This is a genomic window from Bradyrhizobium sp. CCBAU 25338 (assembly GCF_028128965.1).
In the GTDB taxonomy this organism is placed as follows: domain Bacteria; phylum Pseudomonadota; class Alphaproteobacteria; order Rhizobiales; family Xanthobacteraceae; genus Bradyrhizobium; species Bradyrhizobium liaoningense.
The window spans coordinates 510,419-528,550 of sequence record NZ_LFKY01000042.1 but is presented as its reverse complement, the minus strand read 5'-3'; the positions used below and the strand labels follow the sequence as shown (position 1 = coordinate 528,550).

Sequence of the window (18,132 nt, the reverse complement as noted above, 5' to 3'; positions counted from 1 at the left end):
AACCCGCGCCGGCCGCTTTTCCGGCCGCCGGGTGCTTGTGGTATGGCCGCCGATGGAGCGGCATACGTGGCTGCGCGACGCGCCGTTCTTCAAAGCTTCAGGACCACGACCGCGTGCGCGCATCGGCCTGCTTTCAGGCGCGACAAGGAGCACGGAGCGAATGCATCAGGCCGCAAGCCTGCAATTCGAGCGCGTGGTGAACGAATTCGCCCGCTGGCTCGCCGTGCCCGAGGACGAACGGTCGCCGGCGCCGGCCTGGTGGTGGGGACCCGCGATCGCGGTGCGCGACGCGCACCAGCCGATGCCAGGTGCGTGGTCGTGCACACTCGGCCTCGGCGACGGATCGACCTTTGCCGACGGAGCGTGCCTGCTTCTCGCCCTGTTCGAGGATCAGACCTCACTGCCATGGCCGGACGATTTTCCGCGCAAGGCGGAACGCGAGGCTGAGGAGTCCCGTGAGCTGCACCCGCTGCCGTCAGACGACAGCGCGTTTCAACCGTAGCGCCGCGGCCTCCTCGGCGACGGGATCCCGCTCCGGCTGCAGCGGCGGCGCGACGGGCAGCACCATCGGCCGCAGCAACTCCGCGATCTGCCGCGCCGGCAGCGGCCTGGAGATGAGAAAGCCCTGCATCTCGTCGCAGCCATGGGTCCGCAGGAACGCCTCCTGCTCGGCATTCTCGACGCCTTCGGCGACGACGGTCATGCCGAGTGCCTTGCCCATGCTGATGATCGCCTGTGCGATCGCCTGGTCCTCCGAATCGTGCGGCAGGTCGCGCACGAAGGAGCGGTCGATCTTGATGGTGTCGATCGGAAAATGCTTCATCAGCGACATCGACGAATAGCCGGTGCCGAAATCGTCGATGGCGAGGCGGATGCCGCGGCTCTGGATGGAGTCGAGGACCTTGAGCGCACGACCGACATTGCGCATCATCATGCTCTCGGTGACCTCCAACTGGAGCAGCACGGGCGACATGCCGCTGGCGGCCAGCGCTTCGTCGACGTCCTGCAACAGATGCTCGTCGACAAACTGGCGCGGCGACAGGTTGACCGCCATCGACAGCGGCAACAGGCCGCGGCGTTGCCAGGCCATGGCTTGCGCGCAGGCCTCATTCAGCACCCAGCGGCCGATCGGCACGATCAGCCCGGTTTCCTCGGCAAGCGGAATGAATTGCGCCGGCGAGACATTGCCGAGATCGGGATGCGTCCAGCGCAGCAGCGCTTCGACCCCCGTAATCTGGCCGGTCCCCATGTCCACCTTGGGCTGGTAGTTCAGCGAGAACTGCTCGCGCTCCAGCGCGCGGCGCAGCGCGCTCTCAAGCGACAGCCGCTCGATCGACTGCGTCTTCACTTCGTTGGAGAAGAAGCGGTAACCGTTCTTGCCGTCTTCCTTGGCGAGGTACATCGCCATGTCGGCGTTCTTGGTCAGCGTCTGCGCGTCGGAACCGTTGGTCGGATACATCGCGATGCCGATGGACGCCGTGGTGTGGCACTCGTGGCCCGCCAGCTCCATCGGCTCGGCCAGCGCCGCAAGCAGCCCGGTCGCGATGCGCTGGACGTCGTCAATCTCGCCGCACTGGTCAAGGATCACCACGAACTCGTCGCCGCCGAGTCGCGCCACCACGTCGCTGGCCCGCAGCGCGCCGCGCAACCGGTTCGCCACTTCGAGCAGGAGCAGGTCGCCGGCCTCGTGACCCAGTGAATCGTTGATGACCTTGAAACGGTCGAGATCGATGAACAGCACTGCAAAGCGGTGATCGCGACGCTGCGCGGTGTCGATCGCCGCGTGCAGCAGCTCGTTGAAGGTCTCGCGGTTCGGCAGGTCCGTCAGGCTGTCATGCGAGGCGAGATACTCGATCCGCTCGTCTGCCTGTTTCTTCTCGTCGGCGCGATCGAAATTCTCCATCGCGAAGGAGACGTTGTCGGCGAGGCGCTGCAACAGCTCGGCGAATTCGGGCGTGAAGGTCGCCGGTTCGGTCGACATGTAGATCATGACGCCGACGGCCTGGTCGTGCGCGATGAGCGGAAACGCGGCGCCCGACCGCGCGCCGTCCCCGCGCACGATGGCGTGGAAGACACGGACGCGGTCGTCATTGAGATAGTCGTTGCTGATGCAGGGCTGGCGCGTGCGGAACGCCGTGCCGCTCATGCCGCGCCCTTCGGGCCGCTCGGGATCGATGGAGAGACGGACGTTGCGCGTGGTGTCGGCGGACGGGCCCGCGGCGGCTACGATCTCGAGCTGGTCCGTGCCGGCCCTCGCCAGCGCAATCGTGGTCGAGGTGAACTTGGCACCGTTCGATGCCGCAAGGCATACGAGCTCGAACAGCTCGGCACGCGACTTTGCCCGCATGATCGCCTCGTTGGTCGCGCTCAGAGCCGCGAACATGCGCGTCAGACGCTCCTTCTGCGCCTCGGTGCGGATCTTCTCCTCAGCGCGATCGAAATTGTCGAGTGCAAAGGAGACGTTCTCCGCCAGGCGCTCGAGCAGCTGGACCAGATCGGGGGTGAACGTATCCTCTTCCAGCGCGAGGAAGAGCAGAATGCCGACCGGCTTGTCCCCCTCCTTCAGAAGCGGGAAGCTCGCCGCAGCCCGCGTTCCATCCTCGATGGCCTTTGTGCGCCAGTATGCCGACCGCGGCTCGTTCAGATAGTCGTTCATGACACTGGGCCGGCGGGTTCGGAGTGAGGTGCCGATGATGCCCTGGCCCTCGGGATGGCCGGCGGAGATGTTACAGGTACGTCCAGCCATGCGCTCCCTCAGGCGCCCCTTGACCGCAACGACTTGAACGAGCTCGCGCTCTTCATCGATGATGCCGATTGTCGCCGAGGCAAAGAGATCGCCGAGCACAGCCGCCTGGCAGGCCGCCTCGAACAGCTCCTCGCGCGTTTTGGCGCGCATGATGGCTTCGTTCGTTGCGCTCAGCGCCTCGAACATGCCGCTCAGACGATCGCGCTGCTTGTCCGCTCGCGCCTTCTCGTCGGCGCGGTCGAAACTTTCGAGAGCGAAGGCGACATTGGCCTGAAGCTTGCGCAGCAACTCGACGAGCTCCGGCGTGAAGGTGCCACGCTCCGGAGAGTTGAGCAGAAAGACGCCCTCCACCCGGTCGCCGTTGAACAGCGGCAACGCCGCGGAGGATGCGATGCCGTTGCGGCGGGCGCTGGCCTGCCAGGGCGCGATGCGATCATCGGCAAGCACGTCGTTGCTGACGGCGGGCTGGCACGTGCGGAACGCCGTGCCCGTCAGTCCGCGCCCCTCGGGCACCCGGTCGGAGGTGGAGAACGTGAAGTTGCGAACCTGATCCGCGTTCGGTCCGTAGCAGGCGACGACGCGCAGCAACTCGGCCCGGCGATCGACCAGCGCGATGGTGGCCGAGGTGAACTTGGCTCCCTTCGCGGTCGCCTCGCAGACGAGGTCGAACAGCTCGGACCGCGACCGCGCACGCAGGATCGCCTCGTTGGTGGCGCTGAGCGCCGCATACATTCGCGCCAGGCACTCTTCTTCCGCGGCGATTCTGGCTTTCTCGGCCTCGCGGCCGAAATTCTCGATTGCGAACGAGACGTTCTCCGCCATGCGCAGCAGCAGCGCGACGATTTCCTCGTCCTTGGCCCAGGAGCGGCTGATGAAGAACAGCAGCACGCCGACGCTCTCGCCGTATCTGATCAGCGGCGCGACGACGCAGGCGGCAACGCGGGTGTTGACGTTGGCCTGCTCCCACGGCGAGCCCCTGGTGCGGCTCGCGAGATCGTCCTCGACGATGGCCTTCTGCGTCCGGAACACTTCGCCGGAAATGCCCTTGCCATAGGGGTTCTCCGGATCGACCGAATAGCGCGCCTGGGTGACCAGTTCGAGGTTCTGTCCGGTTGCCGCGACCGGAATCATCCAGTGCGAATCCGGTTCGCGAAGCAGGACGAAGGTCGCGAGCGACTTGCCGCTGTGGACCGATGCATCGCACACGAGCTGGTACAACTCCTGCTCGGTCTTGGCGCGCAGGATGGCTTCGTTGGTAGCGCTGATGGCACCGAACATTCGGTTGAGCCGCCGTGTCGCCCGTTCACTTGCCTGCCGCGCGGTCTCGCGCGCGAAATTGTCCAGCGCGTAGGATATGTTCGCCGACATGCGCTCGAACAGCGACACCATCTGCTCGTCCAGCGAATTGGCTTCGCTACGCGTCACGTACAATACGCCGACGCTTTTGCCGTCGCAGAGCAGCGGCATCGCCGCGGCCGCGCCGATGTGAGCCTTGGCGGCGCCCTCGCGCCACGCCAGCGAGCGCGGATCGTTCAAATAGTCGTTGCTGATGCACAGCTTCTGATCGCGAAAAGCCTCACCGCCGACGCCGGATCCTTCAGGTGTGCCGGCTTCCGTCGTGATCACGATCGAGCGGAGCCGCGGAATGTCATCGCCACAGCCGGCCGCGTAGCGCAGCCGCCGGCCGTCCGGCTCCACCAGGAACACGGCAACGGCCAGAAAATCCCCGCTCGAAAATCCGGCGTCGCAGACCTTCTGGTACAGCTCGTCCGGCGATCTCGCGTAAAGGATCGCTTCATTGATGGCGCTCAACGCCGCAAAGGTGCGCGCGAGTGTCGTCGGCACGATCTCAGCTCCCGGGCATTTCTGCCTATTTCTCCCGGTGACTTTATCAGCGGCGATCGCCTAAGTGGTCGTTATTGCGCACTGCAAACCATCGATCAAAGTGAACGAGCAGCGAACGAGCAACGCAAAACTGCCGGAAACGCTACCGCGCGGGACGAATCTTCGACCAAAGGCGCGTTCTCTCTACGAATTTGCAGCCCTGCGATGGTTTACGGGAGATTGATATCGCTGCTGCGCTTTGAGACGATGGCACCCAACGAGCAGCCTGTTACGGGCGCCAAGCCGAGGGAACGCCATGCCGATCGTCAGGGCCGATCGCCTCACGCGCATCAGCGCCGCCCTGCTCCGCGCCGCCGGAGCATCCGAGGAAGAGGCCGATGCGGTCGCTATCGGCTGCGTCAACGCCAATCTCGCCGGCCATGATTCCCACGGTGTGATCGCCGTTCCCACCTATATCGACCGCATCAAGGCCGGTCACATCGTTCCCGGCGCCAAGTGGACCATCGTCCAGGAATCCCCGACCACGACCGTGGTCGATGGCCATTGGGGCTTTGGTTTCCACGTCAACGCCAAAGCGATGGCGCTGACGATCGAGAAGGCGAAGACCGCGAACGTCGCCGCCTGCACCGTGTTCCGGCAGAGCCATGTCGGGCGCCTCGCCGCCTACCCCTTGATGGCGATGCGCGAAGGCATGATCGGGATCGCCACGGCGGACTCCGGCCGCTCGCCGAAGCACGTGGCCCCGTTCGGGGGGAGGGAGGCGCGGCTCGGCACCAACCCCATCTCGATCGCGGTGCCGTCCGATCTCGATACGCCGTTCTACCTGGACATGGCGACCTCGGCGGTTGCGGCCGGCAAGGTCCAGCTTGCTGTCGCCCGTGGCGAGGAGATTCCGACGGGGTGGCTCATCGATGCCGAGGGACGGCACACCACCGATCCGACCCAATACCGCAAGGGCGGCGCGCTGCTGCCGCTTGGCGGCACCGAGGGCTACAAGGGTAGCGGCCTTGCTGCCATGGTCGAGGTGTTGTGCGGCCTGCTCACCGGCCTCGGCTTCGGCGTCGAGCCCACGGGGCGACACAATGACGGATGCTTCATGGCGGTGTTCAATGTCGCCGCGTTCCGGCCGCTGAAGGAATTCAAGCGCGAGGTCGCCGAGTTCGCGCATTACCTCAAATCGACGCCGGCATCCGAGGGCAGCAAGGGTGTCTACTATCCCGGTGAGATCGAGGGCTTGCGCGAGCAGCAGCGCCTGCGCGACGGCATCGAGATCGAGGATGCCACATGGAAAAAATTACGCGCTTTGGCGCGTGAGTACAGGCTCGACACCGTGCTCGATGTGGCCTGACGGCATCAGGAGAATAGCAGCATGAATCGGCAGATGGTATTGGTTGGCTTCCTCCAGGCGCAGAACTGCACGAACCTGCCGAGCTCCTGGCGGCATCCGGACTCGCGCAACGATTCGATGTCGGCGGACTATTATCAGAAGATCGCCAGGATACTGGAAGCCGGCAAGTTCCACATGGCCTTCTTCGACGACCGCCTGGCGATGCCGGACCGCTACGGCAACGACCACGCCCACACCGTCGAATACGGCATCCGCTGCGTGAAGATGGATCCGCTGATCGTGCTGACCACGATGGGCATGGTCACAGAGAAGCTCGGCCTTGGCGCAACCTGCTCGACCACCTATTACGAGCCTTTCGACGTCGCGCGCCGCTTCGCAACGCTCGACCTGATGTCGGGCGGACGCGCCGGCTGGAACGTCGTCACCTCGCTCAATGACGGCGAGGCGCTCAACATGGGGCGCGACTCCCACCCTGAGCATGATTCCCGCTACGACCGCGCCGACGAGTTCATGGAGGTCGTGCTCGGCCATTGGGACACCTGGGAGGACGGCGCGCTGATCATGGACAAGCAAAGCGGTCGCTTCGCCGATCCGACCAAGGTGAAGCGGCTCGACCACAAGGGACCGGCCTTCAGGTCGCGCGGACCGTTCACCGTTCCACGTTCGCAACAAGGCCATCCCGTAATCATCCAGGCCGGCGCTTCGGGCCGTGGCCAGCGCTTCGCAGGACGCTGGGGTGAGGTGATCTTCACCGCCGCGCGCAATCTCGCCGCCGCCAAGGACGGCTATGCAGCCGTGCGCAACGAAGCGGCGACGGCCGGCCGCGACCCTGACCAGATGTTCCTGTGCAATCTGACCACGCCGGTCTGCGCCGCAACCAAGGCCGAGGCCGAGGACAAGATGGCGCTGATCGACAAGCTGCCGCTCCAGATCGACGCGCTGTCGCTGCTCGCCGAAGCACTCAACTACGATTTCGCCTCCAAGGATCTCGACGAGCCGCTGACGACGGAGGAACTGAAGAGCATGCAGGGCATCCTGGGCATCCGCGACGGCGTACTGAAGGCGTCGGGCAAGAGCAACCCGAGCGCGCGCGACTTCGTCACCTTCTCCGGCCGCGGGCAAGTGCAGGACGCGATGGTCGGCGGTCCCAAGGAGATCGCGGACAAGCTGGAGGAGATGTTCGTGGAGCGCGGTTGCGATGGCTTCGTCATCGCCGCAACCTACGTGCCCGGCTCCTACGCCGATTTCGTCAAGCATATCGTACCAGAATTGCAGCGTCGCGGCCTGTTCCAGAAGGACTATCGCGGCAGGACGCTACGGGAAAATCTCGGGCTCGAGCGGCCGGCCGCCGGCGCCTGGAAGGTGCAGCCGCGCGAGGCTGCGGAATAACGAGGACATGACATGCGCTGGCTGAAATTCACCGCCTCGGGCAAGACGTCCTGGGGGATCGTTGAAGGCGACCGGGTGATCGCGGTCGATGGCGATCCCTTCGCCGGATGGCAGCGCACCTCGCGGATGCTTCCGTTGTCCGAGGTCAAGATCGAATTGCCGCTGATCCCGCGCACCTTTTATTGCGTCGGCTTGAACTATCTGAAGCACCTCAAGGAAGCCGCCGACAAGCGCGGCGAGGTGCCGGCCGTCCCGGACAGGCCCGAGATCGGCTATCGCGCGCAGAACGCACTGATCGCGCACGGCGAGGAGGTCGTGATCCCCTCCTTCGCGACGGACAAGATCCATTACGAGGGCGAACTCGTCGTCGTCATCGGCAAGAAGGCGAAGCATCTCACCGAACAGAACGCGATGGATTGCGTGTTCGGCTACACCATCGGCAACGACGTCAGCGAGCGCAGCTGGCAGAAGGCGGATCGCAGCCTGTGGCGCTCCAAGAACGCCGACACGTTCAAGCCGATGGGGCCGTGGATCGAGACCGAAGCCGATCTCGAAAAGATGGAAACGATCGTCCGCGTCAACGGCAAGGAGACCAACCGCTTCGCGACCGCCGACATGATCTTCGGCGTGGTGCCCTTCCTGGTCGAGCTGACCAGGTATTTCACGCTGTGGCCCGGCGACGTGATCTGGATGGGCACCGACGGCGCCTCGCCGGATATCAAGCACGGCGACGTCGTGGAGGTCGAGATCACGGGGGTCGGGACGTTGCGGAACAGGTTTGTGCGGGAAGAGCCGTAGGCTGACCTCCCCTGCGGCACTTCCCGCAAGTCAGAACGGCAACGCCACGCTCGTCTTGATCTCCTTCAGCACAACATTGCTGCGGACGTAGCGGATGCCGGGGATGCGGAACATGAACTCGTCGAGGAAGCGGTTGTAGGCCGCCATGTCCTGCACGACGACGCGCAGATGATAGTCGGCGTCGCCCGTGGTCGCAAAGCACTCCAGCACCTCGCGGCGCTTCGTGACCCTGGCCACGAACTCGTCGACGAACTTCGCGTCGTGCCGCTCCAGCGAGACGTGGAGGATGGCCGACATTGTAAAGCCCGCCTGCTCTCGCGCGACCAGCGCCGCATAGCCGCGAATGACGCCGCTGTCCTCCAGTGCCCGCACCCGGCGCCAGCAGGCCGAGGTGGACATGCCGACCTCATCGGCCAGCTGCTGGTTGGTGGCACGGCCGTCCCTCTGGAGATGGGCGAGAATCCGGGTGTCCTGCTCTTCGATCATGCGCGCCTCTCAAGGCGACAATGTTTACCAAATTCGGGCGCCAGATGCAAAATTCTACCGTATTATCGATCTATACGGGATAAATAGGTAAGACCTACCAGCGGCCCAGGCATAACCTTCCATCATCCGGAGGATGCCGCGCGAGGTCCGCCATGGACGCCATTCCGTCACTCGACACTTACGAGCTCTCCGACCGCTACGAGCGCCAGGAGGGCCGCGTCTTCCTCACGGGCACGCAGGCCATCGTCCGCATCGCACTCGATCAGGCGCGCCGGGACCGTACGGCCGGGCTCAATACCGCCGGCTTCATCTCCGGCTATCGCGGCTCTCCGCTCGGCGGCGTTGACCTCGAACTGTGGCGCATCCAGGAACGGCTCAAACGGGACCGCATCGAATTTCTTCCGGCCGTCAACGAAGACCTCGCGGCGACGGCGGTGCTGGGCTCGCAGCAGGTCGAAACGCAAGCCGACCGCGAAGTCGATGGCGTGTTCGGGCTCTGGTACGGCAAGGGCCCTGGCGTCGATCGATCGGGCGATGCGCTCAAGCATGGCAACGCCTATGGCTCCTCGCCGCATGGCGGCGTGCTGGTGGTCGCCGGCGACGACCATGGCTGTGTCTCCTCTTCGATGCCGCACCAGTCCGACGTCGCCTTCATGAGCTGGTTCATGCCGACGCTGCATCCGGCAAGCGTCGGCGAATATCTGGCGTTCGGCGAATATGGCTATGCGCTGAGCCGTTTCTCCGGCATGTGGGTCGGCTTCAAGGCGATCTCGGAGATCGTGGAATCAGGCGCCTCCGTCGCCCTGCGCCCGCCGCGCGCCTTTCTCACGCCCGACTTCACGCCGCCGCCCGGCGGCCTGCACTATCGTTGGCCCGACCTGCCGGGCCCGCAGATCGAGGAACGGCTGGAGGCGAAGAAGCACGCGGTCTACGCCTTCGCCAAGGCCAACCCGATCGACCGCCACATCTACGATATTCCGGGCGCCACCTACGGCATTGTCACCACGGGCAAGGCGCATCTCGATTTGATGGAGGCGCTGCGGCTGATGGGCCTCGACGAAGCGGCCTGCCGCAGCATCGGCATCGACGTCTACAAGGTCGGCATGGTCTGGCCGCTGGCGCTGCATGATGCGATGGACTTCGTGAAGGGCAAGCGCGAGATCCTGGTGGTCGAGGAGAAGCGCGGCATCATCGAGAGCCAGTTCAAGGAGTATTTTTACGACTATCCCGGCAGCAAGCCCGAGCGGATGGTCGGCAAGCACGACGAGACCGGCGCACGGCTAATCTCATGGATCGGCGAATTGTCGCCCCGCGCGCTCGCGAACGTGCTCGCGCGCCGGCTCGATCCGATGTTTCCGGGTCTCAATCTCGCCCCGCGCGCGGCCGCCCTGATGCCCGAGGCCGCGCGCACGATCAATGTCAGCGGCGCGACGCGTACGCCCTATTTCTGCTCGGGATGTCCGCACAACACGTCGACGAAAGTGCCGGAGGGATCCAAGGCCCTCGCCGGCATCGGCTGCCATTTCATGGCGAGCTGGATGGACCGCGAGACCTCCTCGCTCATCCAGATGGGCGGCGAGGGCGTGAACTGGGCGGCATCGTCAAGATTCACCGGCAACAAGCACGTGTTCCAGAATCTCGGTGAAGGCACCTATTATCACTCCGGCTCGATGGCGATCCGGCAGGCGATCGCAGCCAGGGCCAACATCACCTACAAGATCCTGTTCAACGATGCCGTCGCAATGACCGGCGGCCAGCCGGTCGACGGCCCCGTCAGCGTCCATGCCATCGCCCACAGCGTCCGCGCCGAAGGCGTGGCGCGTATCGCACTGGTGTCGGATGATCCCGCACAGTTCTCGTCGGCCGACCTGCCGTCCGGCGTCACCATCCACCCCCGCGAGGAGATGGACGCCGTGCAGCGCGAGCTGCGCGACGTCTCCGGCGTGTCCGTCCTGATCTATCAGCAGACCTGCGCCACCGAGAAGCGACGCCGCCGCAAGCGCGGGCAGATGGCCGATCCCAAACGCTTCGCCTACATCAACGACCTCGTCTGCGAAGGCTGCGGCGACTGCTCGGTCGAATCCAACTGCCTAAGCGTCGAGCCAAAGGAGACGGCGTTCGGCCGCAAGCGGCAGATCAACCTGTCGGCCTGCAACAAGGATTTTTCCTGTCTCAACGGCTTCTGCCCGAGCTTCGTCACCGTCGAAGGCGCGACGCGCCGGATGAAAAGCGCAAGCCGGATCGACGCGGTCGGCCGCGCGGCCACGCTACCCCTGCCTGCGCCCGGAACGCTCGACCGCCCCTATGATCTGCTCGTGACCGGCGTCGGCGGCACCGGCGTGATCACGGTTGGCGCGCTGATCGGCATGGCCGCGCACCTCGAACGCCGCGGCGTCTCGGTCCTCGACTTCACCGGCTTTGCGCAGAAATTTGGCCCCGTGCTAAGCTACATCCGCCTCGCCGCGAGCCCCGACGTGTTGCATCAGGTCCGCATCGACCAGGGCGCGGCCGACGCGCTGATCGGCTGCGATCTCGTCGTCAGCTCCTCGCCGAAGGCGTCCGGAACCTATCGGAAAGGCACGCGAGCTGCGCTCAACACCGCGGAGATGCCGACCGGCGACGTCGTCCGCTTCCGCGACGCCGATCTCGCCTCGCCCGCCCGCCTGCGCGCGATCGGCCGCGTGATCGGCGAGAGCAATCTCGGCGCGATCAATGCCAATGCTCTGGCCGAACGGCTGCTCGGCGACGCTGTCTATGCCAACATCATCATGCTTGGCTATGCCTGGCAACGCGGACTGGTGCCGGTCTCGCTGCAAGCGCTATTGCGCGCGATCGAGCTCAACGGCGTCGCGATCGAACGCAACAAGCAGGCCCTTGCCTGGGGCCGGATCGCCGCGGCCGATCCGGATTTTCTGCCGAACGTTGACGATGCGCCCAAGGCCGAGACCCTCGACCAGCTCATCGCGCGGCGCTCCGATTTCCTCACGGCCTATCAGAACGCGGCCTATGCGGCGCGATACCGGGCGATCGTCGCAAGAGTCCGCAACGCCGAAGCCGACCTGAAAAGCGAAGCGCTGACCGAGGCCGTCGCGCGCACCCTGTTCAAGCTGATGGCCTACAAGGACGAGTACGAGGTGGCGCGGCTGCACATGCAGAGCGGCTTCCTCGACGAGCTGAAGCGCGAATTCGAGGACGGCTTCAGCATCCAGTATCACCTCGCCCCGCCGTTCCTGCCGTCGCGGCGCGACGCACGTGGACGTCCGCGTAAACGCGCCTTCGGTCAGTGGATCCAGGTGCCTCTGACCGTGCTCGCGCGCTTGAAGGGGCTGCGCGGGACGCGGTTCGATCCATTCGGCTACACCGCGGAACGGCGAGCCGAGCGGGATCTGATCGCCTGGTATCAAGGCCTGATCGAGCGGATGCTCGGCGGGCTCGACACGGCGCGTCTTCGGGATCTCGTCGCGATTGCAAGGGCCCCCATGGAAATCCGCGGTTATGGGCCGGTCAAGGACGCCGCGATCGCGAAGGTGAAGTCCGAAATCGAGCGGCTGCTCGCCGAGCCCCCCACGCCGTCGCCGGCAAGGATGCGCGCCACCGGTTGACGCGGCGCCGGCGAGGCTTCAGCCTCTGAACCTGGAGGGACGCCCTGATGGCGCTCCCGCGATCGGGTGACGCATCATGGATTTCGACAAGCTGACACTGACCGAGGCCGCGGACGGCCTCAGCGCCGGGAAGGTCACGAGTACCGCGCTCACCCGGGAAGCTCTTGCCCGCGCCAAAGCCAACGCCGACCTCAATGCCTTCGTCACGCTGGACGAGGCCGGTGCCTTGAAGGCCGCCGCGGCGTTCGACGCCAAGGGCGACAGGAGCAAGCCGCTCGGCGGCGTGCCCGTCGTGATCAAGGACAATATCGAGGTGGCCGGGCTGCCCTGTAGTGCCGGCACCCCAGCGCTGAAGGATTACATTCCAGGGGCCGATGCACCCGTTGTGGCAAAGCTGCGCGCCGCGGGAGCGATCATCATCGGCAAGACCAGCATGCACGAACTGGCCTTCGGCATCTCCGGCTACAACACCGCGTTCAAGACCGGCGCCGAGTTCGGTGTGCGCAATGCCTATGACCGCGCGCGGATCGCCGGCGGCTCCTCGTCCGGGACGGGCGCCGCGATCGGCGCGCGGATCGTCACGGGCGGGCTCGGCACCGACACCGGCGGATCGGTGCGCGTGCCGGCCGCCCTGAACGGGTGCGCCTCGCTGCGGCCAACGGTCGGGCGCTATCCGCAAGAGGGCATCGCGCCGATCTCGCACACCCGCGATACCGCGGGTCCGATGGCCGCAACCCTGGCCGATGTCGCGCTGCTCGACCGCGTCATCGCGGGTGGCGATCCGGTCCTGCCTGCGGATCTCAGGCTGGTCCGCATCGGCATTGCCAAGGCGATGCTGGCCAATCTCGACGGCGACACCGAGGCCGCCTTCCATGGGGCAGTCGAGCAGATGAAAGCCCAGGGCGTGGTCGTGGTCGAGATCGAGATGCCCCAATTGGCGGAGTTCAATGGCCAAGTCAGCTTTCCAGTCGCGCTATACGAGGCCTATGACGATCTGGTCGCCTATCTCGCACACACCGGCACCGGCCTAAGCGTCGAGGCGCTGGCGCAGGAAATCTCCAGCGCCGACGTCAAGGGTACCTATGAGGGCCTCGTGATCCCGCGAAAGCTGCCCGGTCCCGGTGACACGCTTGTCGACGCCAAGCCGATCTACGACGCCGCGGTCAAGACCGCACGGCCCGCGCTTCAGGCGCTCTACGGCAACACGTTCTCCGGAAACAAGCTCGACGCCATCGCCTTTCCGACCACGCCGCGCGTCGCCATCCCCTCCAACCCGGACTCCAGCAGCCTGGAGAATTTCGCGCTGTTCATCCAGAACACCGATCCCGGCAGCAATGCCGGCATTCCCGGCATCCAGATCCCAATCGCACTCGGCGCCAGCAGCAGATTGCCGATCGGGCTTGAACTCGACGGCCCCGCGGGAAGTGATCGTCGTCTGCTGGCGATCGGCATGGCACTGGACAGCGTGTTTGGCCGGTTGCCGCCGCCGCGTCGCTCATGAATAAGGGTTGATCAGCTTCTGCTGCTCGGCGCTGTGGTGCGCGAGCAGGTCGATGAAGGTCCTGACCTTCGCCGACAGATGATGGCGATGCGGATAGACCGCGTTCATGGACAGCTCGACCGTCCGATATTCCGGCAAGAGGCGCACGAGGCGGCCGGTCTCGAGATCGTCCTGAATGAGAAACCCCGCCATCAGGCAGACAGCAGCGCCCTCCAGTGCGACCTTTCGCAGGGCTTCTCCGCTATTGGTGACGAAGCTGCCCGAGATGCGAACGGAGGCCGGAGTGCCTTTGCGGTCAAGGAAGCGCCATTCGTCGCCAAACGGATAGTTCAAGTGCCTACCGCAATTGTGCCCGGTGAGCTCGTCGAGCTTCTGCACCCGGCCGTGCTTCTCGAGATAGTCGTGCGAGCAGCACAGCACGTGACGCCAGGTGGCAAGTCTCCGCACGATCAGGCTCGAATCCGGCGGCGGGGTCATGCGCAGGGCAACGTCGTAGCCCTCCTCGATGAGATCGACATCGGCCTCGCCCATGCGCAGATCGATCCTGAGTTCCGCATAGGTCGACAGCAGCTTCGCCACGATCGGCGCGACAAGCGGCACCATGTGCGTGGCGACGTGAATGCGCAGCGTGCCGCGGGGCACCGACTGCAATTCGCTCGCGATGTCGTCGGCCTGCTCGAGATCCGCGAGAATCTGGGTTGAGCGATCGTAATAGGCCTTGCCGATTTCCGTGAGGCTCACCTTCCGCGTGGTGCGGTTGAGTAGCCGCACGCCGAGCCGATCCTCCAGCGCCTGGACGTGGTTGCTCACCATGGTCGTCGACATATTGAGGCGGCGCGCGGCGGCGGAAAAGCCACCGTTCTCGACCACGTGGACGAAGGCGGTGAGGCTGGTGAAGCGATCCATGGCCAAAGCTCCGATTATCCGCGATTCCTGGATAATGCTTCAAATAATTCCGGGATTATCACAATGATCGGGACAACGCATCTTGTCCTCGTCAATGCGCGCCCCTTCGAACGGGCGACCGGGAATTCCGAGGATGTCATGTCGAACGCTTCTTATGTCTCTGGAACAACTGCAAAAATAGGCCTGCGGCTGTCTCGACGGACAATCAATCGGGCGGCGATCGGCCTGGCGCTGATCCTCGGCATCGCGGTGGCCGGCGACTATGGCTACGACTATCTGAAGACCGGCCGGTACCTCGAATCCACTGACGACGCCTATGTGAAGGCCGATTCCACCATCGTCGCGCCGAAGGTCTCCGGCTATATCGCCAAGGTGCTGGTCGGGGACAACGAGAAGGTCAAGGCAGGCCAGCTGCTGGCCAAGATCGACGACCGCGACTTCAGGGCAGCGCTCGATCAGGCCCGCGCCGACGTCGCGGCTGCCGAAGCCTCCGTGCGCAACATCGATGCCCAGCTCGAGCTGCAACAGCCGATCATCGAGCAAAGCACGGCTGACGTCGCTGCTGCGGACGCCAACCTGAAATTCGCGCAAGAGGAGCGCGCCCGCTACGACGACCTCATGAAGTCGGGCTCCGGCACGATCCAGCGCGCGCAGCAGACCGACGCGGCGCTGCGCGCCAGCAGCGCGCAATTGCAGCACGCGAAGTACGGCCTTCTGGCTGCGCAGCGCAAGATCGACGTGCTCACCAGCCAGCGCGCCCAGGCCGCAGCCCAGCTCGAACGTGCCCGTGCGGTCGCGCAGCAGGCAACGCTGAACCTGTCCTATACCGAGATCACCGCGCCGGTGGATGGCACGGTCGGCGCCCGCAGCTTGCGCGTCGGCCAATACGTGCAAGCCGGCACGCAATTGATGGCTGTGGTGCCGCTCGATGCGGTCTATGTCGTTGCCAACTTCAAGGAGACCCAGCTCACACATGTGCGGCCTGGCCAGCCGGTCGAGCTGTACGTCGACAGTTTTCGCAATCGGGCCCTGCACGGCCATGTCGACAGCCTGTCGCCGGCGAGCGGGCTGGAATTCGCATTGCTGCCGCCCGACAACGCCACGGGCAACTTCACCAAGATCGTGCAGCGCGTGCCGGTGAAGATCGTGCTCGACGACCACAGCCTCACCGGCCTGCTTCGCCCCGGCATGTCCGCGGTGCCGACCATCGATACCAAGGCGACCGTGCTGGCCGAGCGCGAGACGGCCAAGCGTCTCGCCGACAACATGCTCCGGCCGAACGGCGGCTGACCCGCCGCCGGCAGGTTTGTCAAACCCTGCCGGAAGATCGCTCCAGAACGTCGTCGATTGTCGAAATCCGCATCCTGTCTCCGTACCCGAGACGAGGCTTCCATGAGCACGCTTCAACCCACCCTCGACGCCACATCCGCCGCCGCCATTCCCGCACCCGCCGCTCCGTCGGTATCGGCCAAAACCTGGATCGCGGTGATCGGCGCAACGCTTGGCGCCTTCATGGCGGTGCTGAACATCCAGATCGTCAACGCCTCGCTCGCAGACATCCAGGGCGCGATCGGCGCCGGTATCGACGACGGCGGCTGGATCTCGACCTCCTATCTGATCGCCGAGATCGTGGTGATCCCGCTGTCCGGCTGGCTGGCGCAGGTGTTCTCGATCCGTATCTATCTGCTCACCAACGCGATCCTGTTCCTGGTCCTGTCCGCGGCCTGCGCGCTGGCGCATGATCTGTCGCAGATGATCGTGCTGCGCGCCATCCAGGGCTTCACCGGCGGCGTACTGATCCCGATGGCCTTCACGTTGATCATCACCCTGCTGCCGCGCGGAAAGCAGCCGGTGGGCCTCGCATTGTTCGCGCTGTCGGCGACGTTCGCACCGGCGATCGGCCCGACCATCGGCGGCTATCTCACCGAGAATTTCGGCTGGCAGTACATCTTCTACGTCAACCTCGTGCCGGGCGCGATCATGGTCGGTATGCTCTGGTACGCGCTCGAGGCCAAGCCGATGAAACTCTCGCTGCTGCGCGAGGGCGACTGGGCCGGCATCATCACTATGGCAATCGGCCTGTCGGCGCTGCAGACCGTGCTCGAGGAGGGCAACAAGGACGACTGGTTCGGCTCACCCTTCATCGTCAAGCTGTCGGTGATTGCGGCGGTGGCGCTGACCGCCTTCCTGATCATCGAGCTCACGGTGAAGAAGCCACTCCTGAACCTGCGCCTGCTGGTACGCCGCAATTTCGGCTTCGGCATGCTCGCGAACTTCCTGCTGGGCATCGCGCTCTACGGCTCGGTGTTCATCCTGCCGCAGTATCTGTCCCGCATCCAGGGCTACAATGCCGAGCAGATCGGCATGGTGCTGGCCTGGACCGGACTGCCGCAGCTGCTGCTGATCCCGCTGGTGCCGCGCCTGATGCAGCGCTTCGACGCGCGGATCATCATCGGCATCGGCTTCGTGCTGTTTGCGGCGTCCAACTTCATGAATATCTACATGACCAGCGACTACGCTGCCGACCAGCTGCTGTGGCCCAATATCGTTCGCGCGATCGGGCAGGCACCGGTCATGGCGCCGCTGTCGGCGGTGGCAACCGCCGACATCGAAGCCGAGAACGCAGGCTCGGCGTCGGGCCTGTTCAACATGATGCGCAACCTCGGCGGCGCGGTCGGAATTGCGATCTTGCAGACCGTTCTGACCAAGCGCGAGCAGTATCACTCCAACGTGCTGATGCAGTCGGTCTCGATATTCGAGCAGGCGACGCGCACGCGGCTGGAGCAACTCACCCAGTATTTCGTCAATCACGGCGTCCTCGACCAAGCGGATGCCGCGCATCGCGCCTATGTCGCGATCGGCCGCATCGTGCAGAAGCAGGCCTATATCCTCGCCTTCAGCGACACCTTCTATCTGCTCGGCATGGCGCTGATCGTGGCGCTGCTCGCCGTCCTCTTCCTGAAGAAGCCCGGCCAGACCTCGGCCGGTGGCGCCCACTGACCTCAACCCGAGAAGCAAGGAGACGATCATGAAGCCTCGCATGAACTACTTCCAGGCCGCGCCCGAGACGATGAAAGCGCTGATGGCGCTGGAGGAGCAGATCCAGTCGACCGGCATCGAGAAATCGCTGATCGAGCTGATCAAGATCCGGGCGTCGCAGATCAATGGCTGCGCCTTCTGCATCAACATGCACAGCGAGGACGCGCGCAAGCGCGGCGAGACCGAGCAGCGCATCTACCTCCTCAATGCCTGGCGCGAATCCCCGCTCTATACCGAACGCGAGCGCGCCGCGCTCGCCTGGACCGAGTCGGTGACGCTGATCTCGCAGACGCATGCGCCGGACGACATCTACGAACAGGTCCGCGCGCAGTTCTCCGATGAGGAGACGGTGAACCTGACCATGCTGATCGGCGCCATCAATGCCTGGAACAGGATCGCGATCGCGTTCCGCGCGGTGCATCCGGTAAAGGTGAAGGCTTCGGTGGCGTGAGGCATCCGCAACTGTCATGCC

The 18,132-nt window shown here is 65.0% G+C and carries 12 protein-coding genes; 9 read left to right on the top strand and 3 right to left on the bottom strand.

The annotated features are described in order from the left end of the window. The first annotated feature begins 160 nt into the window (after positions 1–160). Positions 161–502: a hypothetical protein gene (locus tag ACM42_RS32235; protein ID WP_271531850.1), complete on the top strand. Its 342-nt coding sequence runs from the start codon at positions 161–163 to the stop codon at positions 500–502. Here ACM42_RS32235 and ACM42_RS32230 read toward each other — a convergent pair. Then, positions 476–4,591 carry a bifunctional diguanylate cyclase/phosphodiesterase gene (locus tag ACM42_RS32230; protein ID WP_271531848.1) on the bottom strand — a complete coding sequence of 1,372 codons (4,116 nt, stop codon included), beginning with the start codon at positions 4,589–4,591 and terminating at the stop codon, positions 476–478. The two genes, ACM42_RS32235 and ACM42_RS32230, sit on opposite strands and share 27 nt — an antisense overlap. Before the next feature lie 295 nt (positions 4,592–4,886). Between ACM42_RS32230 and ACM42_RS32225 the strand changes: the two genes are divergently transcribed. From ACM42_RS32225 to ACM42_RS32215, 3 genes are read left to right on the top strand one after another with little or no spacing between them, the layout of a single operon-like run. Then, the gene (locus ACM42_RS32225) at positions 4,887–5,939 is read left to right on the top strand and encodes an Ldh family oxidoreductase (RefSeq protein WP_271531846.1); all 1,053 of its coding nucleotides are present in this window, start codon (positions 4,887–4,889) and stop codon (positions 5,937–5,939) included. Positions 5,940–5,960: 21 nt separating this feature from the next. Further along, positions 5,961–7,328 carry an LLM class flavin-dependent oxidoreductase gene (locus ACM42_RS32220; RefSeq protein WP_271531844.1) on the top strand — a complete coding sequence of 456 codons (1,368 nt, stop codon included), beginning with the start codon at positions 5,961–5,963 and terminating at the stop codon, positions 7,326–7,328. Positions 7,329–7,340: 12 nt separating this feature from the next. Next, a complete protein-coding gene (locus ACM42_RS32215) occupies positions 7,341–8,126 on the top strand; it encodes a fumarylacetoacetate hydrolase family protein (RefSeq protein ID WP_271531842.1) in 786 nt (261 codons plus the stop codon). Between the two features lie 30 nt (positions 8,127–8,156). Here the strand turns inward: ACM42_RS32215 and ACM42_RS32210 are convergent, their stop codons facing one another. Further along, on the bottom strand, positions 8,157–8,612 hold the full coding sequence (locus ACM42_RS32210; protein WP_271531840.1) for an Lrp/AsnC family transcriptional regulator: 456 nt from the start codon (positions 8,610–8,612) through the stop codon (positions 8,157–8,159). A gap of 152 nt (positions 8,613–8,764) precedes the next feature. On the opposite strand from ACM42_RS32210, the gene ACM42_RS32205 reads away from it, so the two are divergent. Further along, positions 8,765–12,214, top strand: a complete 3,450-nt coding sequence (locus ACM42_RS32205; protein WP_271531838.1) for an indolepyruvate ferredoxin oxidoreductase family protein — start codon at positions 8,765–8,767, stop codon at positions 12,212–12,214. 76 nt (positions 12,215–12,290) lie between these two features. Then, on the top strand, positions 12,291–13,715 hold the full coding sequence (iaaH, locus tag ACM42_RS32200) for an indoleacetamide hydrolase (protein ID WP_271531836.1): 1,425 nt from the start codon (positions 12,291–12,293) through the stop codon (positions 13,713–13,715). Here iaaH and ACM42_RS32195 read toward each other — a convergent pair. Next, a complete protein-coding gene (locus ACM42_RS32195) occupies positions 13,710–14,621 on the bottom strand; it encodes a LysR family transcriptional regulator (protein WP_271531834.1) in 912 nt (303 codons plus the stop codon). The genes iaaH and ACM42_RS32195 overlap by 6 nt on opposite strands. A gap of 138 nt (positions 14,622–14,759) precedes the next feature. Here ACM42_RS32195 and ACM42_RS32190 point away from each other — a divergent pair, with 138 nt between their 5' ends. The 3 genes from ACM42_RS32190 (at position 14,760) to ACM42_RS32180 (ending at position 18,111) form a co-directional block, all read left to right on the top strand. After that, positions 14,760–15,911, top strand: coding sequence for an HlyD family secretion protein (locus tag ACM42_RS32190; protein WP_271531832.1), 1,152 nt, complete (start codon positions 14,760–14,762; stop codon positions 15,909–15,911). A 102-nt stretch (positions 15,912–16,013) separates the two neighbouring features. Continuing rightward, complete coding sequence (locus ACM42_RS32185; RefSeq protein WP_271531830.1) at positions 16,014–17,621, top strand: MDR family MFS transporter; 1,608 nt, start codon at positions 16,014–16,016, stop codon at positions 17,619–17,621. Positions 17,622–17,649: 28 nt separating this feature from the next. Beyond that, positions 17,650–18,111, top strand: coding sequence for a carboxymuconolactone decarboxylase family protein (locus ACM42_RS32180; protein WP_271531828.1), 462 nt, complete (start codon positions 17,650–17,652; stop codon positions 18,109–18,111). The last annotated feature ends 21 nt before the right edge of the window (positions 18,112–18,132 follow it).

Bases quoted from the DNA above. Each gene is read 5' to 3' on its own strand.
- ACM42_RS32225 (WP_271531846.1), top strand. From the start codon at position 4,887: ATGCCGATCGTCAGGGCCGATCGCCTCACGCGCATCAGCGCCGCCCTG.
- ACM42_RS32185 (WP_271531830.1), top strand. From the start codon at position 16,014: ATGAGCACGCTTCAACCCACCCTCGACGCCACATCCGCCGCCGCCATT.
- ACM42_RS32210 (WP_271531840.1), bottom strand. From the start codon at position 8,612: ATGATCGAAGAGCAGGACACCCGGATTCTCGCCCATCTCCAGAGGGAC.
- ACM42_RS32190 (WP_271531832.1), top strand. From the start codon at position 14,760: ATGTCGAACGCTTCTTATGTCTCTGGAACAACTGCAAAAATAGGCCTG.
- ACM42_RS32220 (WP_271531844.1), top strand. From the start codon at position 5,961: ATGAATCGGCAGATGGTATTGGTTGGCTTCCTCCAGGCGCAGAACTGC.
- iaaH (WP_271531836.1), top strand. From the start codon at position 12,291: ATGGATTTCGACAAGCTGACACTGACCGAGGCCGCGGACGGCCTCAGC.
- ACM42_RS32205 (WP_271531838.1), top strand. From the start codon at position 8,765: ATGGACGCCATTCCGTCACTCGACACTTACGAGCTCTCCGACCGCTAC.
- ACM42_RS32215 (WP_271531842.1), top strand. From the start codon at position 7,341: ATGCGCTGGCTGAAATTCACCGCCTCGGGCAAGACGTCCTGGGGGATC.
- ACM42_RS32235 (WP_271531850.1), top strand. From the start codon at position 161: ATGCATCAGGCCGCAAGCCTGCAATTCGAGCGCGTGGTGAACGAATTC.
- ACM42_RS32180 (WP_271531828.1), top strand. From the start codon at position 17,650: ATGAAGCCTCGCATGAACTACTTCCAGGCCGCGCCCGAGACGATGAAA.
- ACM42_RS32195 (WP_271531834.1), bottom strand. From the start codon at position 14,621: ATGGATCGCTTCACCAGCCTCACCGCCTTCGTCCACGTGGTCGAGAAC.